Annotated in this window: 20 protein-coding genes; 15 read left to right on the top strand and 5 right to left on the bottom strand. The window is 73.7% G+C overall.

Going from position 1 to position 21,582, the window contains the following annotated elements; genetic code table 11:
* Window positions 1-249: 249 nt before the first annotated feature.
* The 13 genes from ABTY62_RS45940 to ABTY62_RS45880 all read left to right on the top strand — a co-directional run bounded on the left by ABTY62_RS45940 (window position 250) and on the right by ABTY62_RS45880 (window position 12,596).
* Complete coding sequence (locus ABTY62_RS45940; RefSeq protein ID WP_352135354.1) at window positions 250-1,161, top strand: ABC transporter ATP-binding protein; 912 nt, start codon at window positions 250-252, stop codon at window positions 1,159-1,161.
* Window positions 1,161-1,949 carry an ABC transporter permease gene (locus ABTY62_RS45935; protein ID WP_352135353.1) on the top strand — a complete coding sequence of 263 codons (789 nt, stop codon included), beginning with the start codon at window positions 1,161-1,163 and terminating at the stop codon, window positions 1,947-1,949. Before ABTY62_RS45940 ends, ABTY62_RS45935 begins: the two co-directional genes overlap by 1 nt.
* Window positions 1,950-1,965: 16 nt before the next feature.
* The gene (locus ABTY62_RS45930; protein ID WP_352135352.1) at window positions 1,966-2,568 is read left to right on the top strand and encodes a GNAT family N-acetyltransferase; all 603 of its coding nucleotides are present in this window, start codon (window positions 1,966-1,968) and stop codon (window positions 2,566-2,568) included.
* 21 nt (window positions 2,569-2,589) lie between these two features.
* Window positions 2,590-4,092 (top strand): ABC transporter substrate-binding protein, encoded by a 1,503-nt coding sequence (locus tag ABTY62_RS45925; protein ID WP_352135351.1) that lies wholly within the window; start codon window positions 2,590-2,592, stop codon window positions 4,090-4,092.
* 5 nt (window positions 4,093-4,097) lie between these two features.
* Entirely contained in the window at window positions 4,098-5,861 is a 1,764-nt protein-coding gene (locus tag ABTY62_RS45920) for an ABC transporter permease subunit (RefSeq protein ID WP_352135357.1), read from the top strand.
* Window positions 5,858-7,147, top strand: coding sequence for an MDR family MFS transporter (locus ABTY62_RS45915; protein ID WP_502997653.1), 1,290 nt, complete (start codon window positions 5,858-5,860; stop codon window positions 7,145-7,147). The genes ABTY62_RS45920 and ABTY62_RS45915 overlap by 4 nt, the downstream gene beginning before the upstream one ends.
* Before the next feature lie 105 nt (window positions 7,148-7,252).
* The gene (locus tag ABTY62_RS45910; protein ID WP_352135355.1) at window positions 7,253-7,333 is read left to right on the top strand and encodes a putative leader peptide; all 81 of its coding nucleotides are present in this window, start codon (window positions 7,253-7,255) and stop codon (window positions 7,331-7,333) included.
* A gap of 231 nt (window positions 7,334-7,564) precedes the next feature.
* Complete coding sequence (gene ssuE / locus ABTY62_RS45905; protein ID WP_352135350.1) at window positions 7,565-8,119, top strand: NADPH-dependent FMN reductase; 555 nt, start codon at window positions 7,565-7,567, stop codon at window positions 8,117-8,119.
* Between the two features lie 52 nt (window positions 8,120-8,171).
* Entirely contained in the window at window positions 8,172-9,326 is a 1,155-nt protein-coding gene (locus ABTY62_RS45900; protein WP_352135349.1) for an LLM class flavin-dependent oxidoreductase, read from the top strand.
* Between the two features lie 426 nt (window positions 9,327-9,752).
* Window positions 9,753-10,427 (top strand): GntR family transcriptional regulator, encoded by a 675-nt coding sequence (locus tag ABTY62_RS45895; protein ID WP_311723033.1) that lies wholly within the window; start codon window positions 9,753-9,755, stop codon window positions 10,425-10,427.
* Window positions 10,428-10,493: 66 nt separating this feature from the next.
* The gene (locus ABTY62_RS45890; protein ID WP_311723032.1) at window positions 10,494-11,501 is read left to right on the top strand and encodes a 1-aminocyclopropane-1-carboxylate deaminase; all 1,008 of its coding nucleotides are present in this window, start codon (window positions 10,494-10,496) and stop codon (window positions 11,499-11,501) included.
* An 88-nt stretch (window positions 11,502-11,589) separates the two neighbouring features.
* The gene (locus ABTY62_RS45885; RefSeq protein ID WP_352135348.1) at window positions 11,590-12,063 is read left to right on the top strand and encodes a nuclear transport factor 2 family protein; all 474 of its coding nucleotides are present in this window, start codon (window positions 11,590-11,592) and stop codon (window positions 12,061-12,063) included.
* A 128-nt stretch (window positions 12,064-12,191) separates the two neighbouring features.
* A complete protein-coding gene (locus tag ABTY62_RS45880) occupies window positions 12,192-12,596 on the top strand; it encodes a VOC family protein (protein WP_352135347.1) in 405 nt (134 codons plus the stop codon).
* A 60-nt stretch (window positions 12,597-12,656) separates the two neighbouring features.
* Here the strand turns inward: ABTY62_RS45880 and ABTY62_RS45875 are convergent, their stop codons facing one another.
* The 5 genes from ABTY62_RS45875 to ABTY62_RS45855 are packed head-to-tail and all read right to left on the bottom strand — an operon-like array spanning window position 12,657 to window position 17,877.
* The gene (locus tag ABTY62_RS45875) at window positions 12,657-13,415 is read right to left on the bottom strand and encodes a DUF6182 family protein (protein ID WP_352135346.1); all 759 of its coding nucleotides are present in this window, start codon (window positions 13,413-13,415) and stop codon (window positions 12,657-12,659) included.
* Window positions 13,412-14,641, bottom strand: a complete 1,230-nt coding sequence (locus ABTY62_RS45870; RefSeq protein ID WP_352135345.1) for a hypothetical protein — start codon at window positions 14,639-14,641, stop codon at window positions 13,412-13,414. The genes ABTY62_RS45875 and ABTY62_RS45870 overlap by 4 nt, the downstream gene beginning before the upstream one ends.
* A complete protein-coding gene (locus tag ABTY62_RS45865; protein ID WP_352135344.1) occupies window positions 14,638-15,498 on the bottom strand; it encodes an SAM-dependent methyltransferase in 861 nt (286 codons plus the stop codon). The genes ABTY62_RS45870 and ABTY62_RS45865 overlap by 4 nt, the downstream gene beginning before the upstream one ends.
* Complete coding sequence (locus ABTY62_RS45860; RefSeq protein WP_352135343.1) at window positions 15,495-17,246, bottom strand: GH3 auxin-responsive promoter family protein; 1,752 nt, start codon at window positions 17,244-17,246, stop codon at window positions 15,495-15,497. The genes ABTY62_RS45865 and ABTY62_RS45860 overlap by 4 nt, the downstream gene beginning before the upstream one ends.
* Window positions 17,233-17,877 (bottom strand): hypothetical protein, encoded by a 645-nt coding sequence (locus ABTY62_RS45855; protein ID WP_352135342.1) that lies wholly within the window; start codon window positions 17,875-17,877, stop codon window positions 17,233-17,235. The genes ABTY62_RS45860 and ABTY62_RS45855 overlap by 14 nt, the downstream gene beginning before the upstream one ends.
* 625 nt (window positions 17,878-18,502) lie before the next feature.
* On the opposite strand from ABTY62_RS45855, the gene ABTY62_RS45850 reads away from it, so the two are divergent.
* Window positions 18,503-20,449, top strand: a complete 1,947-nt coding sequence (locus tag ABTY62_RS45850) for an AfsR/SARP family transcriptional regulator (RefSeq protein ID WP_502997655.1) — start codon at window positions 18,503-18,505, stop codon at window positions 20,447-20,449.
* A gap of 9 nt (window positions 20,450-20,458) precedes the next feature.
* Complete coding sequence (locus ABTY62_RS45845) at window positions 20,459-21,580, top strand: CapA family protein (RefSeq protein WP_352135340.1); 1,122 nt, start codon at window positions 20,459-20,461, stop codon at window positions 21,578-21,580.
* Window positions 21,581-21,582: the final 2 nt, after the last annotated feature.

The following is a 21,582-nucleotide window of genomic DNA, read 5'->3' as shown; positions in this document are numbered from 1 at the left end:
CCCGCCCCTTCCCTCAACTGGGGCTCCGCCCCAGACCCCGGGGTCCAGGGGCGAAGCCCCCCACGCGGCGGAGCCGCACATCGACAGGGGCCGGGAAGGGGCGGGGAGGGGAACAGCATCGATATGCGGCTCCGCCGCGTGGCCGCCGGACACCCCCTGACGCCTCGCCCGCGGTGTCGACTTTGGTCCCGGCGACGGGCGACTTTCGACGACAGCCCGGCGCCGGGCCCGTTGCCTAGCGTGAACGGCGTGATCGAAGTGCGCGACCTCAGCAAGAAGTACGGGAACACCACCGCCGTTGACGGGTTGTCCTTCACCGTGCGGCCCGGCCGGGTGACCGGTTTCCTCGGGCCCAACGGGGCGGGCAAGTCCACCACGATGCGGATGATGCTGGACCTCGACCGCCCCACAACGGGCCACGTTCTCATCGACGGAGACCGATACCGCCGGCTCCCGGATCCGCTGCGCCGGGTCGGGGCGCTGCTGGAGGCCCGGGCGGTGCACGCCGGCCGCAGCGTGTACGACACCCTGCGGTGGCCGGCCCGCAGCAACCGCATCCCCGAGAGGCGGGTACGCGAGGTGCTGGAGCTGGTGGGTCTCGCGGGCGTGGCCCGCAAGCGGGCCAAGGGCCTCTCGCTCGGCATGGCCCAGCGGCTCGGCATCGCCGCGGCGCTGCTCGGCGATCCGTCGGTGCTGCTGTTCGACGAGCCGGTCAACGGGCTGGACCCCGAGGGGATCCTGTGGATCCGGAACCTGATGAAGGACCTGGCCGCGGAGGGCCGGACCGTGTTCGTCTCCAGCCATCTGATGAGCGAGATGGCCCTCACCGCGGAACACCTGATCGTGATCGGGCGCGGCCGGCTGCTCGCGGACACCACCGTAAGGGAGTTCATCGAGGCCAACTCCAGCTCGTACGTACGGATCCGCACGCCGGAGCCGGAGCGGATGCGCGCCGCGCTGGCGGCCACGGGCGTCCGGGTGCGGCGGTCGGCCGACGGGGCGCTGGAGGCTCACGGGGCGCGGGCCGAGGCGGTCGGGGAGCTGGCGGCGGCCCAGGGGCTGACCGTGCACGAGGTCAGCGCGCAACAGGCCTCGCTCGAAGAGGCGTTCATGCGGCTGACGGGGGAGGCCGGCGACCACCGGGCGGGGGGTGTCCGGTGATGGACGCGACCCGGGTGCGCGCGGCCTTCGCCGCCGAATGGATCAAGATCCGTACGGTCCGGTCGACCCTTTGGACCCTGTTGCTCGCCTTCCTGCTCAGCGTCGGTCTGGGCCTGCTCGTCGGCCACTCCCTGAGCGCGGGCTTCTCGCGGATGAACCAGGAACAGCAGGAGAACTTCGACCCCGTGGCGGCGGGGTTCCTGGGGCTGATGGTCGGCCAGATCTCCCTCGTCGTGTTCGGCGTGCTCCAGATCGGCGCCGAGTACACCAGCGGCACCATCCGCGCCTCGCTCATCGCGGTGCCGCGCCGGGGGCTGTTCTACGGCGCCAAGGTGGCGGCGGCGACGCTGACCGCGATGGTGTTCTCGCTGCTCACCGTGTTCCCCGCCTTCTTCGCCGCGCAGTGGGCGCTCGGCCCGCACGGCGTGCCCCTCGGCGACCCCGGTGTCCCGCGCGCGGTCCTCGGCGCCTGGGCGTATCTGACGCTGATGTGTGCGTTCTCGATCGGCGTGGCCACGATGCTGCGCAGCACGTCGCTCACCCTCGGCATCCTGATCCCGCTGCTCTTCCTCAACTCGCAGGGGCTCGGCAACGTCCCGAAGATCCGGATCGTGGCGCAGTTCCTGCCCGACCAGGCCGGGGCCGTGATGATGCAGGTGGTCTCGGTGGACGAGTCCTTCATCGGCCACCGGGACTTCGGCCCCGGGGTCGCCCTGGTGATCCTGCTGGCCTGGACGGCGGCGGCCCTCGCCGGGGGGTATGCGGTGCTGCGCCGCCGCGACCCTTGATGCATATGATGTGCAAGTGCATGATTACCGCATCAGGACGGCCACGCCCGAAGACCTCGACGGTGCCCGGAGCGTGATGCTGGACACCGTGTACCGGGACTTCGGTACGGGATATGTGCCGCGCTGGCACGGCGACATCGTCGATCCGGAGGGCGCGTACCTCCGTTCCGCGCGGCACACCCTGCTCGTCGCGGTCGACGGGCGCGACGGGCAAGTCGTGGCGACGGCCGCGCTCGACTCGCGGGGGCCCGCGCATCCGCCCAACCCCCGCGCGCTCGCCGAGCGCTACCCCTCGGGGCGCACCGCGCAGCTGCGCCGGGTGTACGTGCGGCCCGAACACCGGCGGCGGGGGCTGGCCCGGCAGTTGGTGGCCCGGCTGCTGGACTTCGCGGCGGCGGACGGCGGCTATCACTCCGTCTATCTGCACACCGACCCCGCCGTGCCCGGCGCCGAGGCCTTCTGGCGGTCCCTGGGGGAGGTGGTGTGCGACGAGCGGGCGGAATCCGGGGGCGGGGAGCGGGTCGTGCACTTCGAGGTGGCCATGCGGCGGCAGCCCTACCCGGGGGGCGTCATTAATGGAAACGATAATCATGTAATCTGTGCGGCGTCCCGCTCGTAGAACCCGTGGAGAACGAGGACCATGCGCTTCGCCCGCCGCCGTCGGCTGCTCTCCGGCCTGCTGCTCGCCCCCCTGCTCTCCGGCTGCTTCGCGGCCGAGGACAAGTCCTCCCCGTCCGGCTCCGGTTCCGGCCCCGGCGAACGGCTGCGCGTCGCGCTCGCCTTCCCGCCCGCCGAGAACTTCTCGCCGTACGGCAGTGACGCCACCCTGCTCAGCAGGCTCGGTGTCACCGAGGGGCTGACCCGGCTGGACGCCAACGGCGCCGCGTCCCCCGCGCTCGCCGAGTCATGGCGTCAGGAGGGCGAACGCGCCTGGGTGTTCACCCTGCGCGAGGCCCGGTTCCAGGACGGCACCGAACTCACCCCGGCCGCGGTCGCCGCCGCCCTCACCCACGCCACTCGGGCCGACCCGGCCCCCGCCGCGCTCTCAGGGGTGGAGCTCATCGCCGAGCCCGCCGGGAAGCGGCAGGTCCGCGTCACCACCGCCGACCCCGACCCGGCGCTGCCGCCGCGGCTGTCCAGCCCGAGCCTGGCCGTGCTGTCCGCGAAGGCCTACCGCGAGAAGGGCGCCGTCGATCCGGCCGGGACCGCCACCGGGCCGTTCGAGCTCACCAGCACGGGCGGCGGCAACCGGGCCGGCCTGGACCGCTTCGACGACTACTGGGGCGGCCGGGCGCAGGCCTCCGGCATCGACGCGCGGTTCATCGCCGACGGCACGGCCCGCACCAACGCCCTGCGCACCGGCGAGGTGGACATCGCCGAAGCCGTGCCGGTCGCCCAGGTCTCCTCCCTCGACAAGGGCATCGCCCGCGAACTGGCCACGACCCGCACCACCAGCCTCCAGCTGAACACCCGCTCCGGCCCCTTCGCCGACCCGAAGGTGCGGGCCGCCGCCCGTGCGGCGGTCGACACCTCGGTCCTCGCCAAGGACGTGTACGAGGGATACGCCGACCGCGGGCAGGGCGTGTTCGGGCCCGCCCTGAGCTGGGCGGCGGACAAGCGCGAGGAGCCGAAGGGGCGGGCGCGGGCCGCGCGCGTCCACGGCACCGCCATCACCCTCGCCACCTACGACAACCGGCCCGAGCTGCCCGAGGTCGCGCAGGTGCTGCAACAGCAGCTGAAGAAGGCCGGGTTCACGGTCGAGGTGGAGGTGCGCGAGTCCTCGCGGATCGAAGGCGACGCGCTGGCCGGCAAGTTCGACGCGTTCGTCGGCGCCCGCAACACCATGCTCGACACCGGCGACCCGGTCTCCGTCCTCGCGAGCGGCTTCACCTGCGACGGTAGCTACAACCTGGCGCTGCTGTGCGACAAGCGGGTCGACCGGGCGGTCGCCGAGGCCGAGACCACGGCCGACCCCGCGCGGCGGCAGGGCGCGGCGATGGCGGCGGAGGCCGAGATCCTGCGCACGGACGCGACCGTTCCGCTCGTCCACCAGCGGATCGTCCACGGCGTCCGCACCGCGGTCCACGGCGTCCTCCTCGACCCGTACGAGCGCACCCTCATCGGCCCCGGGACCCGGCGCTGAGCGCCATACGCCGGGGCGCACCGGGCGCGCTGTGGCGCGCCGTCGTCGTCGCGGCCCTGCTGTGCGGCATCGGTCTGCTGCCCTGGCTCTCCCGCACCGACCCGGCGCTCACCGTGCTCGAGGCGCGGTCCGCCGAACGCGACCCCGCCCCCGAGGTGCTGGCCGCCATCCGCGGTGAACTCGGCCTCGACGCGGGCCCCGCGCACCTGCTCGGGCGGTGGCTCGGCGGGCTGCTGCACGGCGACGCCGGACACTCCTGGATCTCCGGCGGCGCCGTGCTGCCCGCCGTCACCACCGCCCTCGGCGCCTCGCTGCTGCTCATGGCCGCCGCGCTGGCCGTCGCCGCCGTCACCGCCGCCGCCGTGTGCGCCCGCACCCTGCGGCTCGGCGCGCGGCGCGCCCTCACCGGGCGGCGCACCGGCGGCGCGGCGGCGATGCTCGCCGCGCTGCCCGAGTTCCTGACCGCCTCCGTCCTGGCCACCGTGGTCGGGGTGCAGCTCGGGTGGCTGCCCGCGCTCGGCTGGTACGGCCCGCGCTGGCTCGTTCTGCCCGCGCTGGCCATCGGCCTGCCCACCGGCGCGCTGCTCGGGCGGATGCTCGACGACGCCCTGCCCGGCGCCTTCGCCGAGCCCTGGGCGCGCGCCGCCGCCGCCCGCGGCATCCCGGGCCGGCGCATCGCCCGGCACGCGCTGCGCCGGTGCCTCCCCAGCCTGCTGCCCAACCTCGGTCTCTTCGTGGTCGGCCTCACCGGCGGCGCGGTCGCCGTGGAGCAGATCTTCGACATCCCCGGGCTCGGCCGGCTCACCCTGGACGCCGCCATCGCCCAGGACCTGCCCGTGCTCCAGACCGGCACGCTCGCCCTGGTGGCGCTCGCCGCGGCCGTCAGCGGCCTGGCCCGGCTCGCGGGCCGCGCGCTGCTCGGACCCGCGCTGCGCGACGGCGCGCTGGTCACCCTGCACCGGCCCGACGCCCCCGGCCGCAGCCGCCTTCCCCTTGTCCACGGCGCCCTGCTGCTCGGCGTCATCGCCCTCGGCCTGGCCCGCGACCCGCTCGCGCTGGACACCGCCGCCCGGCTGCGGGCCCCGTCCTGGGCGCACCCGTTCGGCACCGACGCGCTCGGCCGCGACCTGTTGGCCCGGGTCGGCCACGGCGCGCTCACCACGCTCGCCCTCGCGCTCGCGGTCAGCGCCGCGGCGCTGCTGGCCGGGGTGGCGCTCGGCCTGGTGCCCCGGCTGTCCCGGGCCCTCGTCGACACCGCCAACGCCGTGCCGCCCGTACTCGCCGGACTCCTCGTCACCGGAGTCACCGGCGGCGGCCCGGCCACGCCCGCGCTCGCCGTGGCCGCGGTCGCCTGGGCCCCGCTGGCCGCGCACACCTCCGCCCTGCTGCGGCAGGAGTTGGCCACCACCCACCTCGCCGCCACCCGCGCACTCGGCGCGGGACGGGCACATGTGCTGCGGCGCGCCCTGCTGCCCGCCGTACTGCCACCGGTGACCCGGCACGCGCTGCTGCGGCTGCCCTCGGTGGCGCTCGCCCTCGCCTCCCTCGGCTTCCTCGGCCTCGGCGCCGGGCCGCCGTCCCCCGAGTGGGGCCTGCTGCTGGCCGAGAACCACCCGTACGCCGAGCGTGCCCCCTGGGCCGTGCTCGCCCCTGCCGCGATGCTCGCCGTCCTCGGGGCGCTGGCGGTCACCGCGTCCGGCGGGGTGCGGTGGCCGTGGCCGGGCCGTGGCGGCCGGGCGTCCTCCGCGGCGCGTGAGGAAGCCCGGTGACCGGCACCCCCGTCCGAACGCCCGCCGCCACGGGCCGGACCTGGCGGCGGCGCCCCGGGTTGCCGCCGCTGCCGCCCCTGTTGCGGCTGCTGATCTGGACGCAGCTCGCCTTCAACATCGGCTTCTACGCGGTGCTGCCCTTCCTTGCCGAACACCTCGGCACGGCCATCGGCATGGCCGGCTGGCTGGTCGGCCTGGTGCTCGGCCTGCGCACCTTCAGCCAGCAGGGGCTGTTCGTGGTGGGCGGTGCCCTGGTCGACCGGTACGGCATCCGGCCGGTGGTGCTGGCGGGCTGCGCGCTGCGGATCGCCGGCTTCGCGTGGCTGGGCTGGGCGGAACGGACCTGGGCGGTCATCGGCGCGGTGCTGCTGATCGGCTTCGCGGCCGCGCTGTTCTCGCCCGCCGTGGAGTCCGAGGTGGCCCGCCAGGCGGTCCGTTGGGAGGAGGCGGGCGGCGGGTCCCGCACCCGCGTCCTGGCGCTGTTCTCCGTCGCCGGGCAGGCCGGCGCGTTCGTCGGACCGCTGCTCGGCGCGCTCCTGCTGGCCGTGGATTTCCGCGCCGTATGCCTCGCCGGGGCGGCGGTGTTCGTCCTCGTCCTGGCCGGACACCTACGGCTGCTGCCCCAGCACATCCCCGGCCGCAAGCCCACCCGGCCCCGGGGCGGCCCAGGGACCCTGGCGCGCAACCGGCGCTTTCTTGCGCTGTGTCTGGCGTACGGTGTCTACCTGCTGGCGTACAACCAGCTCTACCTCGCCCTGCCGCTGGAAGTGGAGCGCGCGGTGGGCTCGCAGGCGCCGCTGGCCTGGCTGTTCGCTCTTTCCTCCGCGCTGGTGGTGACCGCCCAACTGCCCGTCACCCGCTGGGCGGCCGCCCGGCTGGACCTGCGCCGCTCCATGGCGGCCGGGCTGCTGCTCGTCTCCGCGGGCTTCGCGGCCGTGGCCGCCGCGCGGCCCGCCGCCTGGACGGGCGCGGCCGGGCTGCTCCCGGCGGCGGGCCTCGTGGTGCTGCTGACCCTCGGCCAGATGCTGCTCGTCCCGGCCGTCCGCGCCTGGGTGCCCGACCTCGCCGAAGAAGGCAGGCCCGGCCTCTACACCGGCGCGCTGTCGTCCGTCTCCGGCCTCGTCGTCCTGGCGGGCAGCGCGGCGACCGGCTCGCTGCTCGACGCGGGCCTGCCCGCCGCGGTGCCGTGGCTGGTACTCGCCGCGCTCCCGCCGGCGGCGGTCGTCCTGCTGCCGCGCCACCGCAGCGCGCCTCCGGAACCCCCGGCCCCCGCGGCGAACCGGTAGCCGCACCGGCGGCCGAGTGGGCCGGGCGTTGCGGGCGTTCCGGGATATGGAATCCCGCAGGGGCCTCCTTGACCCGGTGTACCCGCCACTGATTTGATCGATGACATGAAGCGACAGGACCTCACGCGGCGGCGCCACGTCGATCTCGTGCGTGTCTCGAGCGCGTTCTGTTGCCGTCGGGTCTGAGCGAGCCCGTCAACCTCCGCTTCGCATCCCCGCCGCGCCGCCGCTGACGCATTCCGGCCGCGCGCCCTCCGGCTACGGCGATTCCACCGCCGCCACCTCACGTCCGTGACGTCCGTAACGGCTGTGCCGCCCGTCGCCGTTGCCCGTTGATGCCCCGTCAGTTCCCTCTCGTGCCCTCACCGGCCGACCGGCCCGACCACCGCATCGCACCACCGTCCCGAAGGGTCCGCCATGGCCACCGTCCTGTCCGTCTCCGGAAGCCCCTCCGCCACCTCCCGCACCGCCCGGCTGCTGCGCCACCTGGACGCCCGGCTGGAGCGGCACGGACACGAGGTGATACCGCTGGACGTCCGTACGCTCCCGGCCGGGGCCCTCCTCGGCGCCGACTTCGCGCACCCGGCCATCACCCAGGCCACCGCCCTGTTCGCGCGGGCGGACGGCGTCGTCATCGGCACACCCATCTACAAGGCCGCCTACTCCGGCCTGCTGAAATCCCTGCTGGACCTGCTCCCGCAGTACGCCCTCGAGGGCAAGACCGTGCTGCCGCTGGCCACCGGCGGCACCACCGCACACGTCCTGGCCATCGACTACGCGCTGCGGCCGGTGCTCAACTCCATGGGCGCCGGACACATCGTCCAGGGCTGGTTCACCCTCGACAAGGACCTCCAGACCGGGCCGGACGGCGCGCTCACCATCGCCCCCGGCTCCGCCGAAGCCCTGGCCCAGGTCGTCGACCGGTTCTCCCTCGCACTGGGCGGCACCCCACTGCTCGCCGCCGCCGGCTGACACCGGCCCCGACCGCCCCCACTGCCGCCGCCACCCCGAACGGAGTTCCCGAGTGAGCCTCACCTTCCACTGGTTCCTGCCCACCAACGGCGACAGCCGCCATGTCGTCGGCGGCGGCCACGGCACCCCGGTCACCGCGGCCGGCGGCGACCGGCCACCGACCGTGGGCTACCTCTCCCAGATCGCCCGCGCCGCCGAGGACCTGGGCTTCGTCGGCGCGCTGACGCCGACGGGCGCCTGGTGCGAGGACGCCTGGCTGACCACGGCCATGGTCAGCCAGCGCACCGAGCGGCTGAAGTTCCTGGTGGCCTTCCGGCCCGGATTCCTCTCGCCCACCTTCGCCGCGCAGATGGCCTCCACCTACCAGCGGCACACCGGCGGGCGGCTGCTGCTCAACGTGGTCACCGGCGGCGAGAGCCGGGAGCAGCGGGCGTACGGCGACTTCCTCGACAAGGACGCCCGTTACGCGCGCACCGGCGAGTTCCTGGGCATCGTCCGGGATCTGTGGGACGGCAGAACCGTGAATCTGACCGGCGACCATCTGCGGGTGGCGGAGGCGAAGCTGACCCGGCTGCCCGACCCCGTCCCGGAGGTGTACTTCGGCGGCTCCTCGCCTGCCGCCGGAGCCGTGGCGGCCCGGCACGCGGATGTCTATCTCACCTGGGGCGAGCCGCCGGCCGCGGTGGCGGAGAAGATCGCCTGGGTCCGGGGTCTGGCCGCGCGGCAGGGCCGCAGCCCGCGCTTCGGCATCCGGCTGCACGTCATCACCCGGGACACCGCCGAGCAGGCGTGGGCCGAGGCCGGGCGGCTGCTGGACGGCTTCGACGACGACACCGTACGGGCGGTGCAGGAGGGTCTCGGCCGCAGCGAGTCGGAGGGGCAGCAGCGGATGCTCGCGCTGCACGGCGGCGGCCGCGACGGCCTGGAGATCCACCCCAACCTGTGGGCCGGGATCGGGCTGGTGCGCGGCGGCGCGGGGACCGCGCTGGTGGGCAGCCACGCCGAGGTCGCCGACCGGATCGCCGAATACCACGCCCTGGGCATCGACGAGTTCATCCTGTCCGGATATCCGCACCTTGAAGAGGCGTACTGGTTCGGCGAGGGCGTACTGCCGGTCCTGCGCCGACGCGGCCTGTGGAGCCACCCCTTCCGCGGTGACGAACGCATCGCCGAGCACACCCCCCTCGCGGTGTCCGGGAGTTCATGACGACCCTCGCGCGCCGGTGACGAACGGATCGACGAGGCCACCGGCCACCGGATCACGACGGTCACCACGCCCGAGGGCCACTGGTGACCGTCACCGGGCCCGCGTCGCCGGGGCGGCGAGCGGCCCGGGCGGAGCGACGCGCGCGCGGAGGCGGCGGGGGAGCTGCCGGCCACGGTGGCGGGGAGGCTTCTGCGAGGAGTCGCTCGCGGACGGCTGGAGCGCGGCGGAGCTGGGCGTTCAGGGGCTCGCCGAGTGGCCCTCCGCCACGGTTCCGCTGTGGCTGGGGGAGCGCCGCGGCCCTGGCGGGCGGCTACCGGGCCAGGGCCGAGGAGTACGCGCGGATGTCCAGCCCCCGTCCGGCGCGCACCTCGGCTCCCCGCCCCCGACCCTTGACACGGCGACGACATGCGGCGTGCAATATTTCGCATGCCGGTACCCCAGAGCCGAGGGCTCGTCTCCAGGCCCCTGCTGCGCGAAAGCGCCTATCAGGCCATCCGTGACGCGATCGTCGACGGCACGCTCGCCCCGGGCGAGCGGCTGAACGACGGCGATCTGGTGGAGTGGCTGGGCATCAGCCGGACGCCCATCCGGGAGGCCCTGGCGCGGCTTGAGCAGGCCGGGCTGGTGCGCACCAGGCCGGGCCACTCCACGACCGTCAGCCCGCTGGACGTCCGGGCGGTGCGGGCCGCCCAGTCGGTGACGGCCGCGATGCACGAGCTCGCGGTGCGGGAGGCGGTGCCGAATCTGTCGTCCGCCGAGCTGGACGCCATGCGCGAGGCCAACGCCCGCTTCGCCGACGCCCTGCGCCGCAACGACGTCGGGGCCGCGCTCGCCGCCGATGACGACTTCCACGCCGTGGCGGTCACCGCCTCCGCCAACCAGGCGGTCCGTAGCGTCCTCGAGCAGTTCACGCCGGTACTCAGGCGGCTTGAGCGGCAGCGCTTCGGCTCGCTGAGCGGGCGGAGCTCGGTCGCGCAGCACGAGCGGATCATCGAGCTGTGCGCGGCCGGGGACGTCGAGGGGGCGGCCGCCGCCGCCCGCGCCAACTGGCAGACGCTGGCCCCGCTGCTCGACGTGGTACCGGCGGACGACACCGAGTAGTCCGCGCCTCCCGATTTCCCCTCGTCCCAGCACACCCTCGCACCCCGCACCCGCGAAGGAGCCACCATGTCCCTGGACGACTTCGAGCGCTATCCGCTGCTTTTCGGCCCCAGCCCCATCCACCCCCTTGACCGCCTCAGCGACCACCTCGGCGGGGCCCGCATCTGGGCCAAGCGTGAGGACTGCAACAGCGGGCTGGCCTATGGCGGCAACAAGACCCGCAAGCTGGAATACCTCGTGCCCGACGCGCTCCGGCAGGGCGCGGACACCTTGGTGAGCATCGGAGGTGTCCAGTCCAACCACACCCGCCAGGTGGCCGCCGTGGCGGCGAAGCTGGGGCTCAAGGCCGTGCTGATGCAGGAGAGCTGGGTGGACTGGCCCGACTCCGTCAACGACAAGGTCGGCAACATCCTGCTCTCGCGGATCATGGGCGCGCGGGTGGAGCTGGTCGACGCCGGGTTCGGCATCGGCTTCAAGGACAGCTGGACCCGGGCCCTGGAGGAGGTCCGCGCCGCGGGCGGCACTCCGTATCCGATCCCGGCCGGGGCCTCCGACCACCCGCTGGGCGGTCTCGGCTTCGCCAACTGGGCCCGGGAGGTCCAGGCGCAGGAGCGTGAGCTGGGCGTTTTCTTCGACACCATCGTGGTGTGCAGCGTCACCGGCTCCACCCAGGCCGGCATGATCGCGGGCTTCGCGGGCCAGGACCGCCCCCGCCGGGTGCTGGGCATCGACGCCTCGGCCAAACTGGCCGAGACCCATGCCCAGGTGGAGAAGATCGCCCGCGCCACGGCCGAGCTGATCGGTCTGGGGCGTGAGCTGAGGGACGAGGAGATCACCGTGCTGGAGGGGTGGGCCGGCGATCTCTACGGAATCCCCGTGGCCTCCACGGTCGATGCGATCCGGCTCACCGGCGGCCTCGAAGGCGTGATCCTCGATCCGGTCTACGAGGGCAAGTCCATGGCGGGCCTCATCGACCTGGTGCGGGGCGGTGACATCCCCAAGGACTCCAACGTCCTGTACGCCCATCTCGGCGGCCAGCCCGCCCTCAACGCCTACAGCGGCGCCTTCGGCTGACCACGGCGGCCCTTGCGGGAGAACCATCGTTCTCGTAGAGTCGCCGACAGGGACAGAGAACGATGGTTCTCTGCTGTGAGGAGTTGATATGCCCGCCGAGTCACGCCCCCCGTTCCCTCCCTTCACCCGGGAAACCGCCATCCAGAAGGTCCGTGCGGCCGAGGACGGATGGAACTCCCGCGACCCCGAAAAGGTCGCTCTCGCCTACACGGTGGACTCACACTGGAGAAACCGGGCCGAGTTCGTCGACGGCCGCGAGGAGATCGTCGCCTTTCTGACCCGAAAGTGGCGCCGGGAGCTGGACTACCGGCTGATCAAGGAGCTGTGGGCGTACGACGGCAACCGCATCGCCGTGCGTTTCGCCTACGAGTGCCACGACGACTCGGGAAACTGGTTCCGGTCGTACGGCAATGAGAACTGGGAGTTCGACGCGAACGGACTGATGGCGCACCGCTACGCCTGCATCAACGACCTGCCGATCAAGGAGTCGGAGCGCATGTTCCACTGGCCGCCGGGCCGCCGCCCGGACGACCACCCGGGGCTGAGCGACCTCGGCCTCTGACGCCCCTGACATGCATTCGACGTGGCGGGCGGGCGCCGACTAAGGTCGTGAGTACGGCATCGCGTGCCGGTCACCGGCCGGGTGAGGCATGGAGGTGCCCGGGACATGCCTTCTGGAGGCATTCCACCATGTCAGTCGAGTTGAATCACACCATCGTGTACTCCGAGGACAAGCGGGAGTCCGCCGAGTTCCTGGCGAACATCCTGGATCTTGAGGTCGGGGCCGAATGGGGCCCGTTCATCCCCGTGGCCACCAGTAACGGGGTCACCCTGGACTTCGCCACGATCCCGGCCGAGTCCATCACCATGCAGCACTACGCCTTCCTCATCTCCGACGAGGAGTTCGACGAGGCCTTCGGGCGGATCAGGCAGGCGGGGATCACCTACTACGCCGATCCGCACGGAAAGCAGCCGGGCGAGATCAACCATCACCACGGCGGGCGCGGTCTGTACTTCAAGGATCCGGCCGGCCACGGAATGGAGATCCTCACCCGCCCCTACGACACCGACGAGCAGGGGACATCGGGGGCATGAGCCATTGACCGGCCGGGGCCCGCGCCCCGGCCGGTCGGCCCCGGAACACCGCCGACGGGCTCACCCCGTTCCCACGGCCACGGTCTCCTCGGTCAGACAGGCGTAGGCCCGCAGCCGGTCCGGGTGTTCCCGCTCCGCGCCCACTCGCAGGGCCGCGTACGGCCCGGACAGCCCGACCAGACGCGGCACCTGACGGACGACCAGGGTGTCCCCGGGGGCGATCAGGCCGTCCAGGACCGCCTCGACGAGCAGGTGGTTGAGGTGCACCAGACAGTCCGCGACGCTCGTTCCGGCCGTGGCCACATACAGCTCGCGCCGCACGGGCGGCCGGTGGCGCGGGCCGATGGCCTCCGGGATCCGGACCGCTGCGTCCGGGCGGGCGGGCAGGCCGCGGGAGCCGTCGAAGAGCTTGAGCAGCCTGCGCAGCCCGGCGGAGGCACCCGCCGGGGCCGGTCCCGTCCACGCGGCCGAGCCGTCCTCGGCGATGTGGTCGAACCGGACCCGGTCACCGAGGTTGTCCGGGTTTCCGGCCAGGAAGATCGTGCGGGAGAACGAGCGCCGCCACGCCGCCAGCCGCTCCGGCGCCAGGCCGATGGCGAACTCACAGGTGGCGCGGGTCCATTCGGCGAGCTCGAAGCGGCGCACCACGGACACGGCGAGCAGGGCGTCGGTGTCCGTGTCCGCCGACTCCTGGATCCGGGCGTGCGCCTGCGACAGGGCGGCGGCGGTGGAAAGGTCCAGGTCCGCGGCCAGATCGGGGCGGGCGACCCGGACGCGCCGCGCTGCCTCGTCCCGCAGCAGGTCCTGGGAGAGCTTCACAGGAACACCGCCGGGAGCAACTCGTGGACCGGGGCCGGGCGGTGCTTGGCCAGCAGCCCGGAGGTCAGCCGGTACGGGTCGACGTAGGTGTGGTCGCCGCGTTGCCGCTCCAGGAAACCGGTCAGCCCGGCTTCGGCCGCCGCCACGGCCGGGTCCCCGTACGACGCGAGCATCCGCCCGGCGCGGATCACGCACTGGCGCAGCAGGTCCGGGCGGAACGACTGCCGGTCACCCGGCCCCAGGGTGGCGATGAAGTACAGCCGCATGCCGAGCCGCAGCGCCGGGTCGTCGTGGTCCGCGCCCAGCGCCTCGATCAGCTCACCCGCCGAGTGGCCGCGCCAGTCCCCGTGGCGCGCGGAGCGGATCCGGCCGTCGATCGGCACCCGGCCCACCGGGACGCGGCGTACGACGGGGCCGAGCTCCGACAGCACCCGCTGCAACAGCTGGTAGTCGGGCTCCAGCTCGCGGTCGTAGAGCAGCACCACCTCGTCGTAGCCGGGGACGAGGGGGACCAGCTCGCGCAGCGCGCAGGCCAGGTAGTTGGGCCGTCCCCGCGCCGTGGCGATCTGGCGCAGCGGCAGCCCGAAGCGGGTGGCGTCCAGGTAGACCGGCCCGCCGTACTCGCGCATGTCCAGACAGAGCCCGAGGGGCACCAGCCGGTCCAGCACCTCGTCGAGGGCCATGCCGGGCGGCTGGTGTGCGGTGAGGCCGGGGTCGTGCATCCCGAGCCGCGCGTACTGCGCCGACCACAGCTCCAGCACCCGGGCGCTGGACGGATGCACCCAGCCGTGGTGTTCGATCGAGTCGAGGTACGGCCGCAGCGCGGACACCGGTGCCCGGCGGCCGTCCGCGCGGTAGCCGATGTACAGCTCGCCGATCTCCTCCTCGGACAGCCGGGAGTAGTCGGTGTCACCGAGCGTGTGGTCCAGATACTCCCAGAAGCCGAGGGTCTGGTCGGTGGGGTGGTAGGTGGTGGGGCTGTAACGGTAGGTGACATCGGCCAGCCGCGCGGTGGCGCGGTACATCACATCGACCCAGAAGAGCCCCTTGAGGTGGCTGGGGGTCAGCGGCTTGCCGGGGGTGACGGTGACCGGCGCGATCAGGACCCGGGGCCGGCCGTGGCGGGGCGCGGCCGGGCCGCCGGGGCCACCGGGCAGCGGGGCGGCGCCGTACGACGGCCCCGCGCCGCCGCGGAGCAGCGGCACCGGTTCCGCGGTGCCGGTCATGCGGCCCGGCCCCCGTGGACCAGGAACACCCTCTCGGCGCCCTCGGCCGTGCGCGGTGGCACGGGGTCCCGCCACCTGCCGTAATGGGCCGGCGGCTCCCCGGGCTGCACCGCCTCGACGGTGAAGCCGTGCCGCGCGAACAGCGCCTCGGGCTCGTCGGTGCCGAACACCCACGGGCAGCCCCAGTCGGCGAACACCTTCAGCAGGCCCCGCATCCTGGGGGCGGTCAGCGCCGCGTCGTTGACCAGGTCCGCGCCGATACGGCTGCCGGGCGCGGACACCGTGCCGACCCGGCGCAGCAGCTCCTCGACCTCAGCTTCCGCGAAGTAGTACAGCAGCCCTTCGAAGAGCCAGGTGGAGGGCAGCCCGGGGTCGTACCCCGCCGCCAGGAGGGTGTCCTCCCAGCCGGGGGCGAGCAGGTCGGCCGGGACCGGGCGGCGGTCGGCGCCGGGCCGCTCGGCGGCCAGCAGCTTCTCCTTGACCTCCAGGACCGTCGGCCGGTCGAGCTCGAAGAAGCGGACGTGGTCCGGCCACTCCAGCCGGTAGGCCCGCGAGTCCATGCCCGCCGGGGCCAGCACGATCTGGGTCATCGACGGGTCGGCGGCCGCCCGCTGGAGCCAGTCGTCGAAGAACCGGGTGCGAATGGGGTTGAAGTCGAAGGTGCTCGGCACCGTGCGCGGGACCTCGCCGTCCGGGAAGGTCGCCGATCGGATCTCGGCCAGCAGCCCGGGGCCCGCGTCGCCGACGAGCAGCTCGGCGTACGGGTCGTCGAAGAGCCGGTCCTCCCGGCGGCTCTCCCCGGCCCTGAGCGCGGCGGTGAGCAGACAGGTGCGCTCGATGGCGTCGAGTTGCGTCATGATCGGTCTCCTTGCCGAGCGGCGGCGCCGGTCAGCCGCCGCCAGTTTTCGGGGTCCTGCCGGAAAAGCCGGTCCTTGACCTGGGTGGGACGCACCCCGCGGCCGACGGAGTCCTGCCACTCCTCGAGAAAGGCGTCCCGGCCGAGCCGGAGCAGCTCGGCGGGGCCCAGCCGCCCCGCGTCGCGGGCCGCCCGGTAGCCGGCCGACTCGCGGGCGAGTTCGGTGTCGAGCGCCGCGGTGAGCCGCCGTGTCTCGTCGGCGCTCCACGCCGACTCGCCGGCCAGGGCGAAAACATAGCGGGGCGCCTGGCCGTCGGGGGTTTCCGCATGGCACGCGGCGTTGCGCACGGCGAGGCCGGCGCCGCCCAGCGCCGACTCCAGCGCCCGGACGACCTGTGCGTCGCGCAGCCGCTCCCCGGCCACGTCGGAGAGGTTTCTGCGGCCCGCGTACGACACCCGCGCCACACCGCCGGGCTGGGACGGCACGTCGACGACACGGACCACGTCGCCGCCCGCGTAGCGGTACAGGCCGCCGACATGGCTGTAGATCGCGTGGTACTCCCGGCCCGGCTCCAGCTCGTGCGGTCCGAGCGTCTCCACATCGGGGCCCAGGTCGCGGTCGGCGTCCACGAACTCGTACACGGAGGCCGTGACGACCAGGCTGCCCGCCGTCGGGTGGCGGTCGAGCGCGACGCCGACCGGGCCCTCGGACGCGGCCACGGGCGCGGGCAGGGCCGTCACCGAGGGGCCGAACTCCTCGCGGAGCCGGGGCAGATAGAGCGCGGCGAGACCGGTGGTCCAGCAGAACAGCAGTCGCATGTTCGGCCAGATGTGGGCGGGCCGTACGGTGCCGAAGTACCGCTCCAGCCGCTCCAGTTCGGCGGCCCGCTCCGGGTTCGGCGAGCGGAACGGGTGGCCGCCGAGCGTGCCGTCGCGGACGTCCTTGACGATCCGCGGCCACCACAGCCTCAGCTGGTACGGCACCGCGGCCACCATCGCCGGGTTGATCCCGATGACGCAGCGGACATCGCTCTCGACGGCCATGCGCAGCCGCAGATACATCTTCTCCACGTGGTCGTCCGCGGCCACCGGCACCGGCAGCACGGCCCAGGGGGCCGAGGTGCCGGGCTCGGCCGACAGGTGCTCGCCGAACATCTTCCCGAAGTCCACCTGGCTGGCGCCGACATGGGGGCGCCCGGAGGCGGTGGTGGCGGGAGCGACGACGGGGTCGTGTTTGAGGTTGAGCACCGCGTCCGGCCGGGTGAGGACGTCCGGGAAGTGTTCGGCCATCGGCGCCCACGCGGCGTAGTAGAACGGGAAGAAGGTGGTGTGCATGAAGCGCGGGGTGACCGGGATCTTCTTGTGCGCCCCCGTGCTGCCGCTGCTGGTGAAGAACACCGCGGGCTGGTCGGCGGTCAGGACGTTGGGCTCGCCCTCGGCCATGCGCTCGATCCACGGCGAGAGCGCCGCGTAGTCCTGCACCGGAACGGCCTTGCGGAGGTCGTCCAGGCTGCGCAACCGGTCGAAGTCGTGGGCCTTGCCGTAGGCGGTGCCCGCGTTGAACGCCAGCAGGTCGGTGAGAACTTCGCGCTGCCGGGCCGCCGGGTCGGAGAAGGCGCGCCACAGCCGGCTCCGCTCCTCGAACACCCGCGCCCGGTACTGGTCGAGCCGGTCCTCGGCGTGCGGAGGCTCGGCGTTCGAGGACCCGGTGGGCGCGGGCTCGGCGGCCGAGGGTTCAGCGGTCTGCATCTGACAACACCTTTCGTATGGCCTGCGCGGTCTGCGCGACATCGCCCTGCGCACGGATCACCGTGACCGGCAGATGGCTGATCTCGTCGAGCATCAGACGCCGCAACGTGGTCTGGTAGGCCGCGAAGGCCCCCTCGTCGGGGTGGTCGCCGTAGTACTCCAGCCGGTTGGTGTCCGCGCCGTTGCCGGAGCGCCGCCAGGCCGTGGTGGTGGACACGTCCAGGAACACCACGCGCCGCGGCTGCGGAAAGGAACGCCACCACGTGAACATCGGGTTGTCCCACAGCCCGGCGAGTCTGCACTTGGCCAGGATCTTGTAGTAGTACGAGTCGACGAGCGTGGGCGACAACGTGTCGCTCTCCTCGATGCGGTCCCGCAAATGGACCACCGCCGTCTGAAGCATGCTGGCCGTGAACTCCGGCGAATAGTCCCTCCCCAGGGAAGGCAGCACATCCACCGCCATATCCCTGCGCAGCCGGCCGATCAGCGCGTGGGCGGGCTGAAGAAAACGCTCGTCCGTGGAAATCAGCCGCCAGGACGGGGACGACCTGGCGAACTCGGACATCACCGAAGACTTTCCGGCGTAGTCCGGCCCCAGGAGGACGGAAAAGCCGGATTGAGTCGTCCGCACGATCGGCACTCCTCACATAGTTCCAGTGCTCGCCACCGCGATCCGGGCCGCGTCGCGAACCGCCGATCGGCTGCCGGGGGTGCCGTCCCGGCTGGGTGAGGGAAAGTCAACATCGCCGAGATGGCCATCCGATCAGGACGAGCTGGGACGCGGGGGAGGGTCCGGAAGCCGGGAGCCGGAAAGCGGAGTGGCGGCCATCGGATCGTTTCTTGCCTCGGACGATGTGCCGTACGCCCGGTCCCACGGGGCGCAGGTCGATGTCCATATCCTGGTCCGCCCCCCGGCACGGACATTCGGAAGGCCGGAAAACCGGACTTCTCCCCGGACTTTCCCCGTTGCACGGAACACCGCGGCCCGCGAGCCCCCGGCCACTACAGTGATCCACGAGCGTCGGGGGGACAGCGCGTCGGGGACAGGGCTCGGAGGCGAGGGAATGCGGGGGACGGCGTTTTCGCGCGCGTGCGAGCAGCGGCGGTGGGCACGGCCGGCGGTCTTTCTCATGGCCTACGCGACGGTGGCCACGCGGCTGGGAGAACCACAGGAGGTGACCGCCCGCCAGTTCCACCGGTGGCGGCAACCCGGGCCACCCTGCCCTCAGCCATCCGCACAGCGGGTCCTGGAGGAGATGTTCGACACCCCGCTGCACCACCTCGGCTTCGATGTGCCCGAACACCGCCGACGGGACAACGCCGCCCCTCCGGCGGCCGCGGCCGAGCCGCCCCCGGCCGCCCTGCGGTTCGCGGTCCTGGGGCCGGTGCGGGTGCGGCGCGGCGAAGAGACACTGGCCGCGGGGCGGCCGCAGGAACGCGCCCTGCTGTGCGCCCTGCTGCTGCGCCGCGGCCACACCGCCACCGCGCAGGAGCTGATGGACGCGGTGTGGGGCGGCAAACCGCCACGGAGCGCCCTCGCGACCCTGCGGACGTACGCCTTCCAGCTGCGCAGGACACTCGGCCCGCGCGCCCTCGTCTCCGACTCCGGCGGATACGCCCTGCACGTGCCGCCCGAGGCGCTGGACCTGGTGGTGTGCGAGGGCTACGAGGCACAGGCCAGGAGCGCCCGGGCCGCGGGCGATCCGCCACGCGCCCGGAAACTGCTCCGCAAAGCGCTGGCCCTGTGGGACGGCGAACCCCTCGGCGGTGTCCCCGGGCTCTACGCCCAGGCACAGCGCGCCCGCCTGGCCGAGTGGCGGCTCACCCTGGTGCAGACCCGGCTGGAACTCGACCTGGAACTGGGCCACCACACCGAGGCCATCGCGGAACTCACCGCCCTGTCCGTCGAACACCCGCTGCGGGAGCGGCTGCGCGCCCTCCAGATGCTCGCGCTGTACCGCTCCGGGCGACAGGCCGAGGCGCTGCGGGTGTACACCGACACCCGTCATCTGCTCGCCGAGGAGCTCGGCGTGGACCCCGGCCCCGAGCTGACCGAGCTCTACCAGAACGTCCTGTGCGCCTCCCCGGCCGTCGCCCGCCCCCCGGCCCCGCGACGACGCCCGCCCGCCGGGGACACCGGCCCGTATGTCTCACCGCGCCCCGCCCAACTCCCGGCGGAGCCGCCCGACTTCACCGGACGCGCCACTCTGGTGCACCGCCTCACCGAGCAACTGTCGTGCGCCCAGGGCGCGGTGATGCCCGTCCTCGCGGTCCGGGGGCTCGGCGGAGTGGGCAAGACCGCGCTGGCGTTACGGGTCGCCCACGCGGCCCGTGGGCACTTCCCCGACGGGCAGCTCTACACGGACCTGCTCGGCCCCGGCCCCGGTGCCGCCCACCCCGGAGCCGTCCTCGGCGCGTTTCTGCGCGCCCTGGGCATCCCCGCCGCCGCCGTCCCCGCAGGGACATCCGAACGGGCCGCGCTCTACCGGTCCACCCTCGCCGGCCGCCGGGTGCTGGTTCTGCTCGACAACGCCCACGACGGAACGCGGATCCGCCCCCTGCTCCCCGGCGCCCCCGGCTGCGCCGCCCTGGTCACCAGCCGCGCCCGGCTCGCCGACCTCGACGGCGCCCGCCCGCTGGACCTCGAGGTCATGAGCCCCGAGGAAGCCCTCACCCTGTTCGGCCACGCCATCGGCGAGGAGCGCGCCGAGGCCGAGCCCGCGGCCTGCCGCGACACCGTCGCCGCCTGCGGCTTCCTCCCGCTGGCCATCCGGATCGCCGCGGCCCGCCTGTCCGCCCGCCCCGCCTGGACCGTCTCCGCCCTGGCCGCCCGGCTGGCCGACGAGCGCGGCCGGCTCGACGAGCTGCGCATGGGCGACCTCACCGTCACCTCCTGCTTCGCGCCCGCGTACGGGCGGCTGCGGCCGGACCGGGCCCGCGCCTTCCGGCTGCTGGCCCTCGCGGACGGCCCCGACCTGTCCCTGGCCACGGCCGCCGCGCTGCTCGGCCTCGACCGGTGCGACCCTTCCGTCGAACCCCTCCTGGATTCCCTCGTCGACAGCGCACTCCTGGAGTCGCCCGCCCCGGGCCGCTACCGCTACCACGACCTGGTCCGCCTCTACGCCCGCCAGGAGCACGGCGCGCTCATCGGCAAGGCGCCGGGGACGGTGCGAGGGCTGGGGCGGGCCTCGGCCACGGGCTAGTTTGGGGGTGTGGGCCGCGATGCGACGACGCTGTTCCTCTGCGGCGATGTGATGCTCGGGCGCGGCGTCGACCAGATCCTCCCGCACCCCGGAGACCCGGAGCTGCGGGAGCCGTACATCCGGGACTCCAGCGCCTACGTCGAGCTGACGGAGGAGGCACACGGCCGGGTGCCGCACCCGGTCGACTACGGGTGGCCGTGGGGGGACGCGCTGCGGGTGCTGGAGGAGACCGCGCCCGACGTCCGGGTGGTGAACCTGGAGACCAGCGTCACGCGGAGCGACGAGTTCGCGCCGGGGAAGAGCGTGCACTACCGGATGAGCCCGGCCAATCTGCCGTGCCTGGCCGCCGCCCGGCCCGACGTGTGCGTCCTGGCCAACAACCACGTGCTGGACTTCGGACGGAGGGGGCTCGCGGAGACGCTGGACGCCCTGGCCGGGGCGGGGCTGCGGGTGGCGGGCGCGGGACGGGACGCCGACGCCGCGCGGCGGCCCGCGGCCGTCCCGGCCGGGAGCGGGCGGCGCGTGCTGGTGTTCTCCTGCGGCACCGGGTCCAGCGGCATCCCGTACGACTGGGCCGCGGCCGAGCACCGCTCCGGCGTCGACTTCCTCCCCGAGCTGTCGGAGGCCCGCGCGGCCCGGTTCGCCCGCCGGATCCGGCAGCTGAAGCGGCCGGGCGACATCGCCGTCGTCTCCATCCACTGGGGCGGCAACTGGGGGTACGACATCTCCGGCGACCAGATCCGCTTCGCGCACACGCTGATCGACGGCGGCGCCGATGTGGTGCACGGCCACTCCTCGCACCACCCCCGCCCCCTGGAGGTGTACCGGGGCAAGCTCGTCCTCTACGGCTGCGGCGACTTCATCGACGACTACGAGGGCATCACCGGCTATGAGGAGTACCGGGACGATCTGCGGCTGCTGTACTTCGTCGCGGTGGCCCCGGACACCGGCGAGCTCACCGGAATCCGGATGGTGCCCATGCGCGCCCGGCGGATGCGGCTGCGCCACGCCACCCTCGGCGACTCCCGCTGGCTGCGGGGGGTGCTCGACCGGGTCAGCTCCGCCCACGGCTCCCGCGTCGTCCTCGGCCGGGACGGCGCGCTCTCCCTCCACGGCCCCCCGGCTCGGTGAGC

The organism is Streptomyces sp. NPDC097640, assembly GCF_040302705.1.
Classification (GTDB): domain Bacteria; phylum Actinomycetota; class Actinomycetes; order Streptomycetales; family Streptomycetaceae; genus Streptomyces.
This window is presented reverse-complemented; position numbering and strand designations above follow the sequence as displayed.

Excerpts from the sequence above, each read along its gene's own strand:
- ABTY62_RS45885 (WP_352135348.1), top strand. The coding sequence starts at position 11,590 with ATGCCCGCCGAGTCACGCCCCCCGTTCCCTCCCTTCACCCGGGAAACC.
- ABTY62_RS45925 (WP_352135351.1), top strand. The coding sequence starts at position 2,590 with ATGCGCTTCGCCCGCCGCCGTCGGCTGCTCTCCGGCCTGCTGCTCGCC.
- ABTY62_RS45870 (WP_352135345.1), bottom strand. The coding sequence starts at position 14,641 with ATGACCGGCACCGCGGAACCGGTGCCGCTGCTCCGCGGCGGCGCGGGG.
- ABTY62_RS45895 (WP_311723033.1), top strand. The coding sequence starts at position 9,753 with ATGCCGGTACCCCAGAGCCGAGGGCTCGTCTCCAGGCCCCTGCTGCGC.
- ABTY62_RS45880 (WP_352135347.1), top strand. The coding sequence starts at position 12,192 with ATGTCAGTCGAGTTGAATCACACCATCGTGTACTCCGAGGACAAGCGG.
- ssuE (WP_352135350.1), top strand. The coding sequence starts at position 7,565 with ATGGCCACCGTCCTGTCCGTCTCCGGAAGCCCCTCCGCCACCTCCCGC.
- ABTY62_RS45860 (WP_352135343.1), bottom strand. The coding sequence starts at position 17,246 with ATGCAGACCGCTGAACCCTCGGCCGCCGAGCCCGCGCCCACCGGGTCC.
- ABTY62_RS45865 (WP_352135344.1), bottom strand. The coding sequence starts at position 15,498 with ATGACGCAACTCGACGCCATCGAGCGCACCTGTCTGCTCACCGCCGCG.
- ABTY62_RS45935 (WP_352135353.1), top strand. The coding sequence starts at position 1,161 with ATGGACGCGACCCGGGTGCGCGCGGCCTTCGCCGCCGAATGGATCAAG.
- ABTY62_RS45890 (WP_311723032.1), top strand. The coding sequence starts at position 10,494 with ATGTCCCTGGACGACTTCGAGCGCTATCCGCTGCTTTTCGGCCCCAGC.
- ABTY62_RS45850 (WP_502997655.1), top strand. The coding sequence starts at position 18,503 with ATGTTCGACACCCCGCTGCACCACCTCGGCTTCGATGTGCCCGAACAC.
- ABTY62_RS45910 (WP_352135355.1), top strand. The coding sequence starts at position 7,253 with ATGAAGCGACAGGACCTCACGCGGCGGCGCCACGTCGATCTCGTGCGT.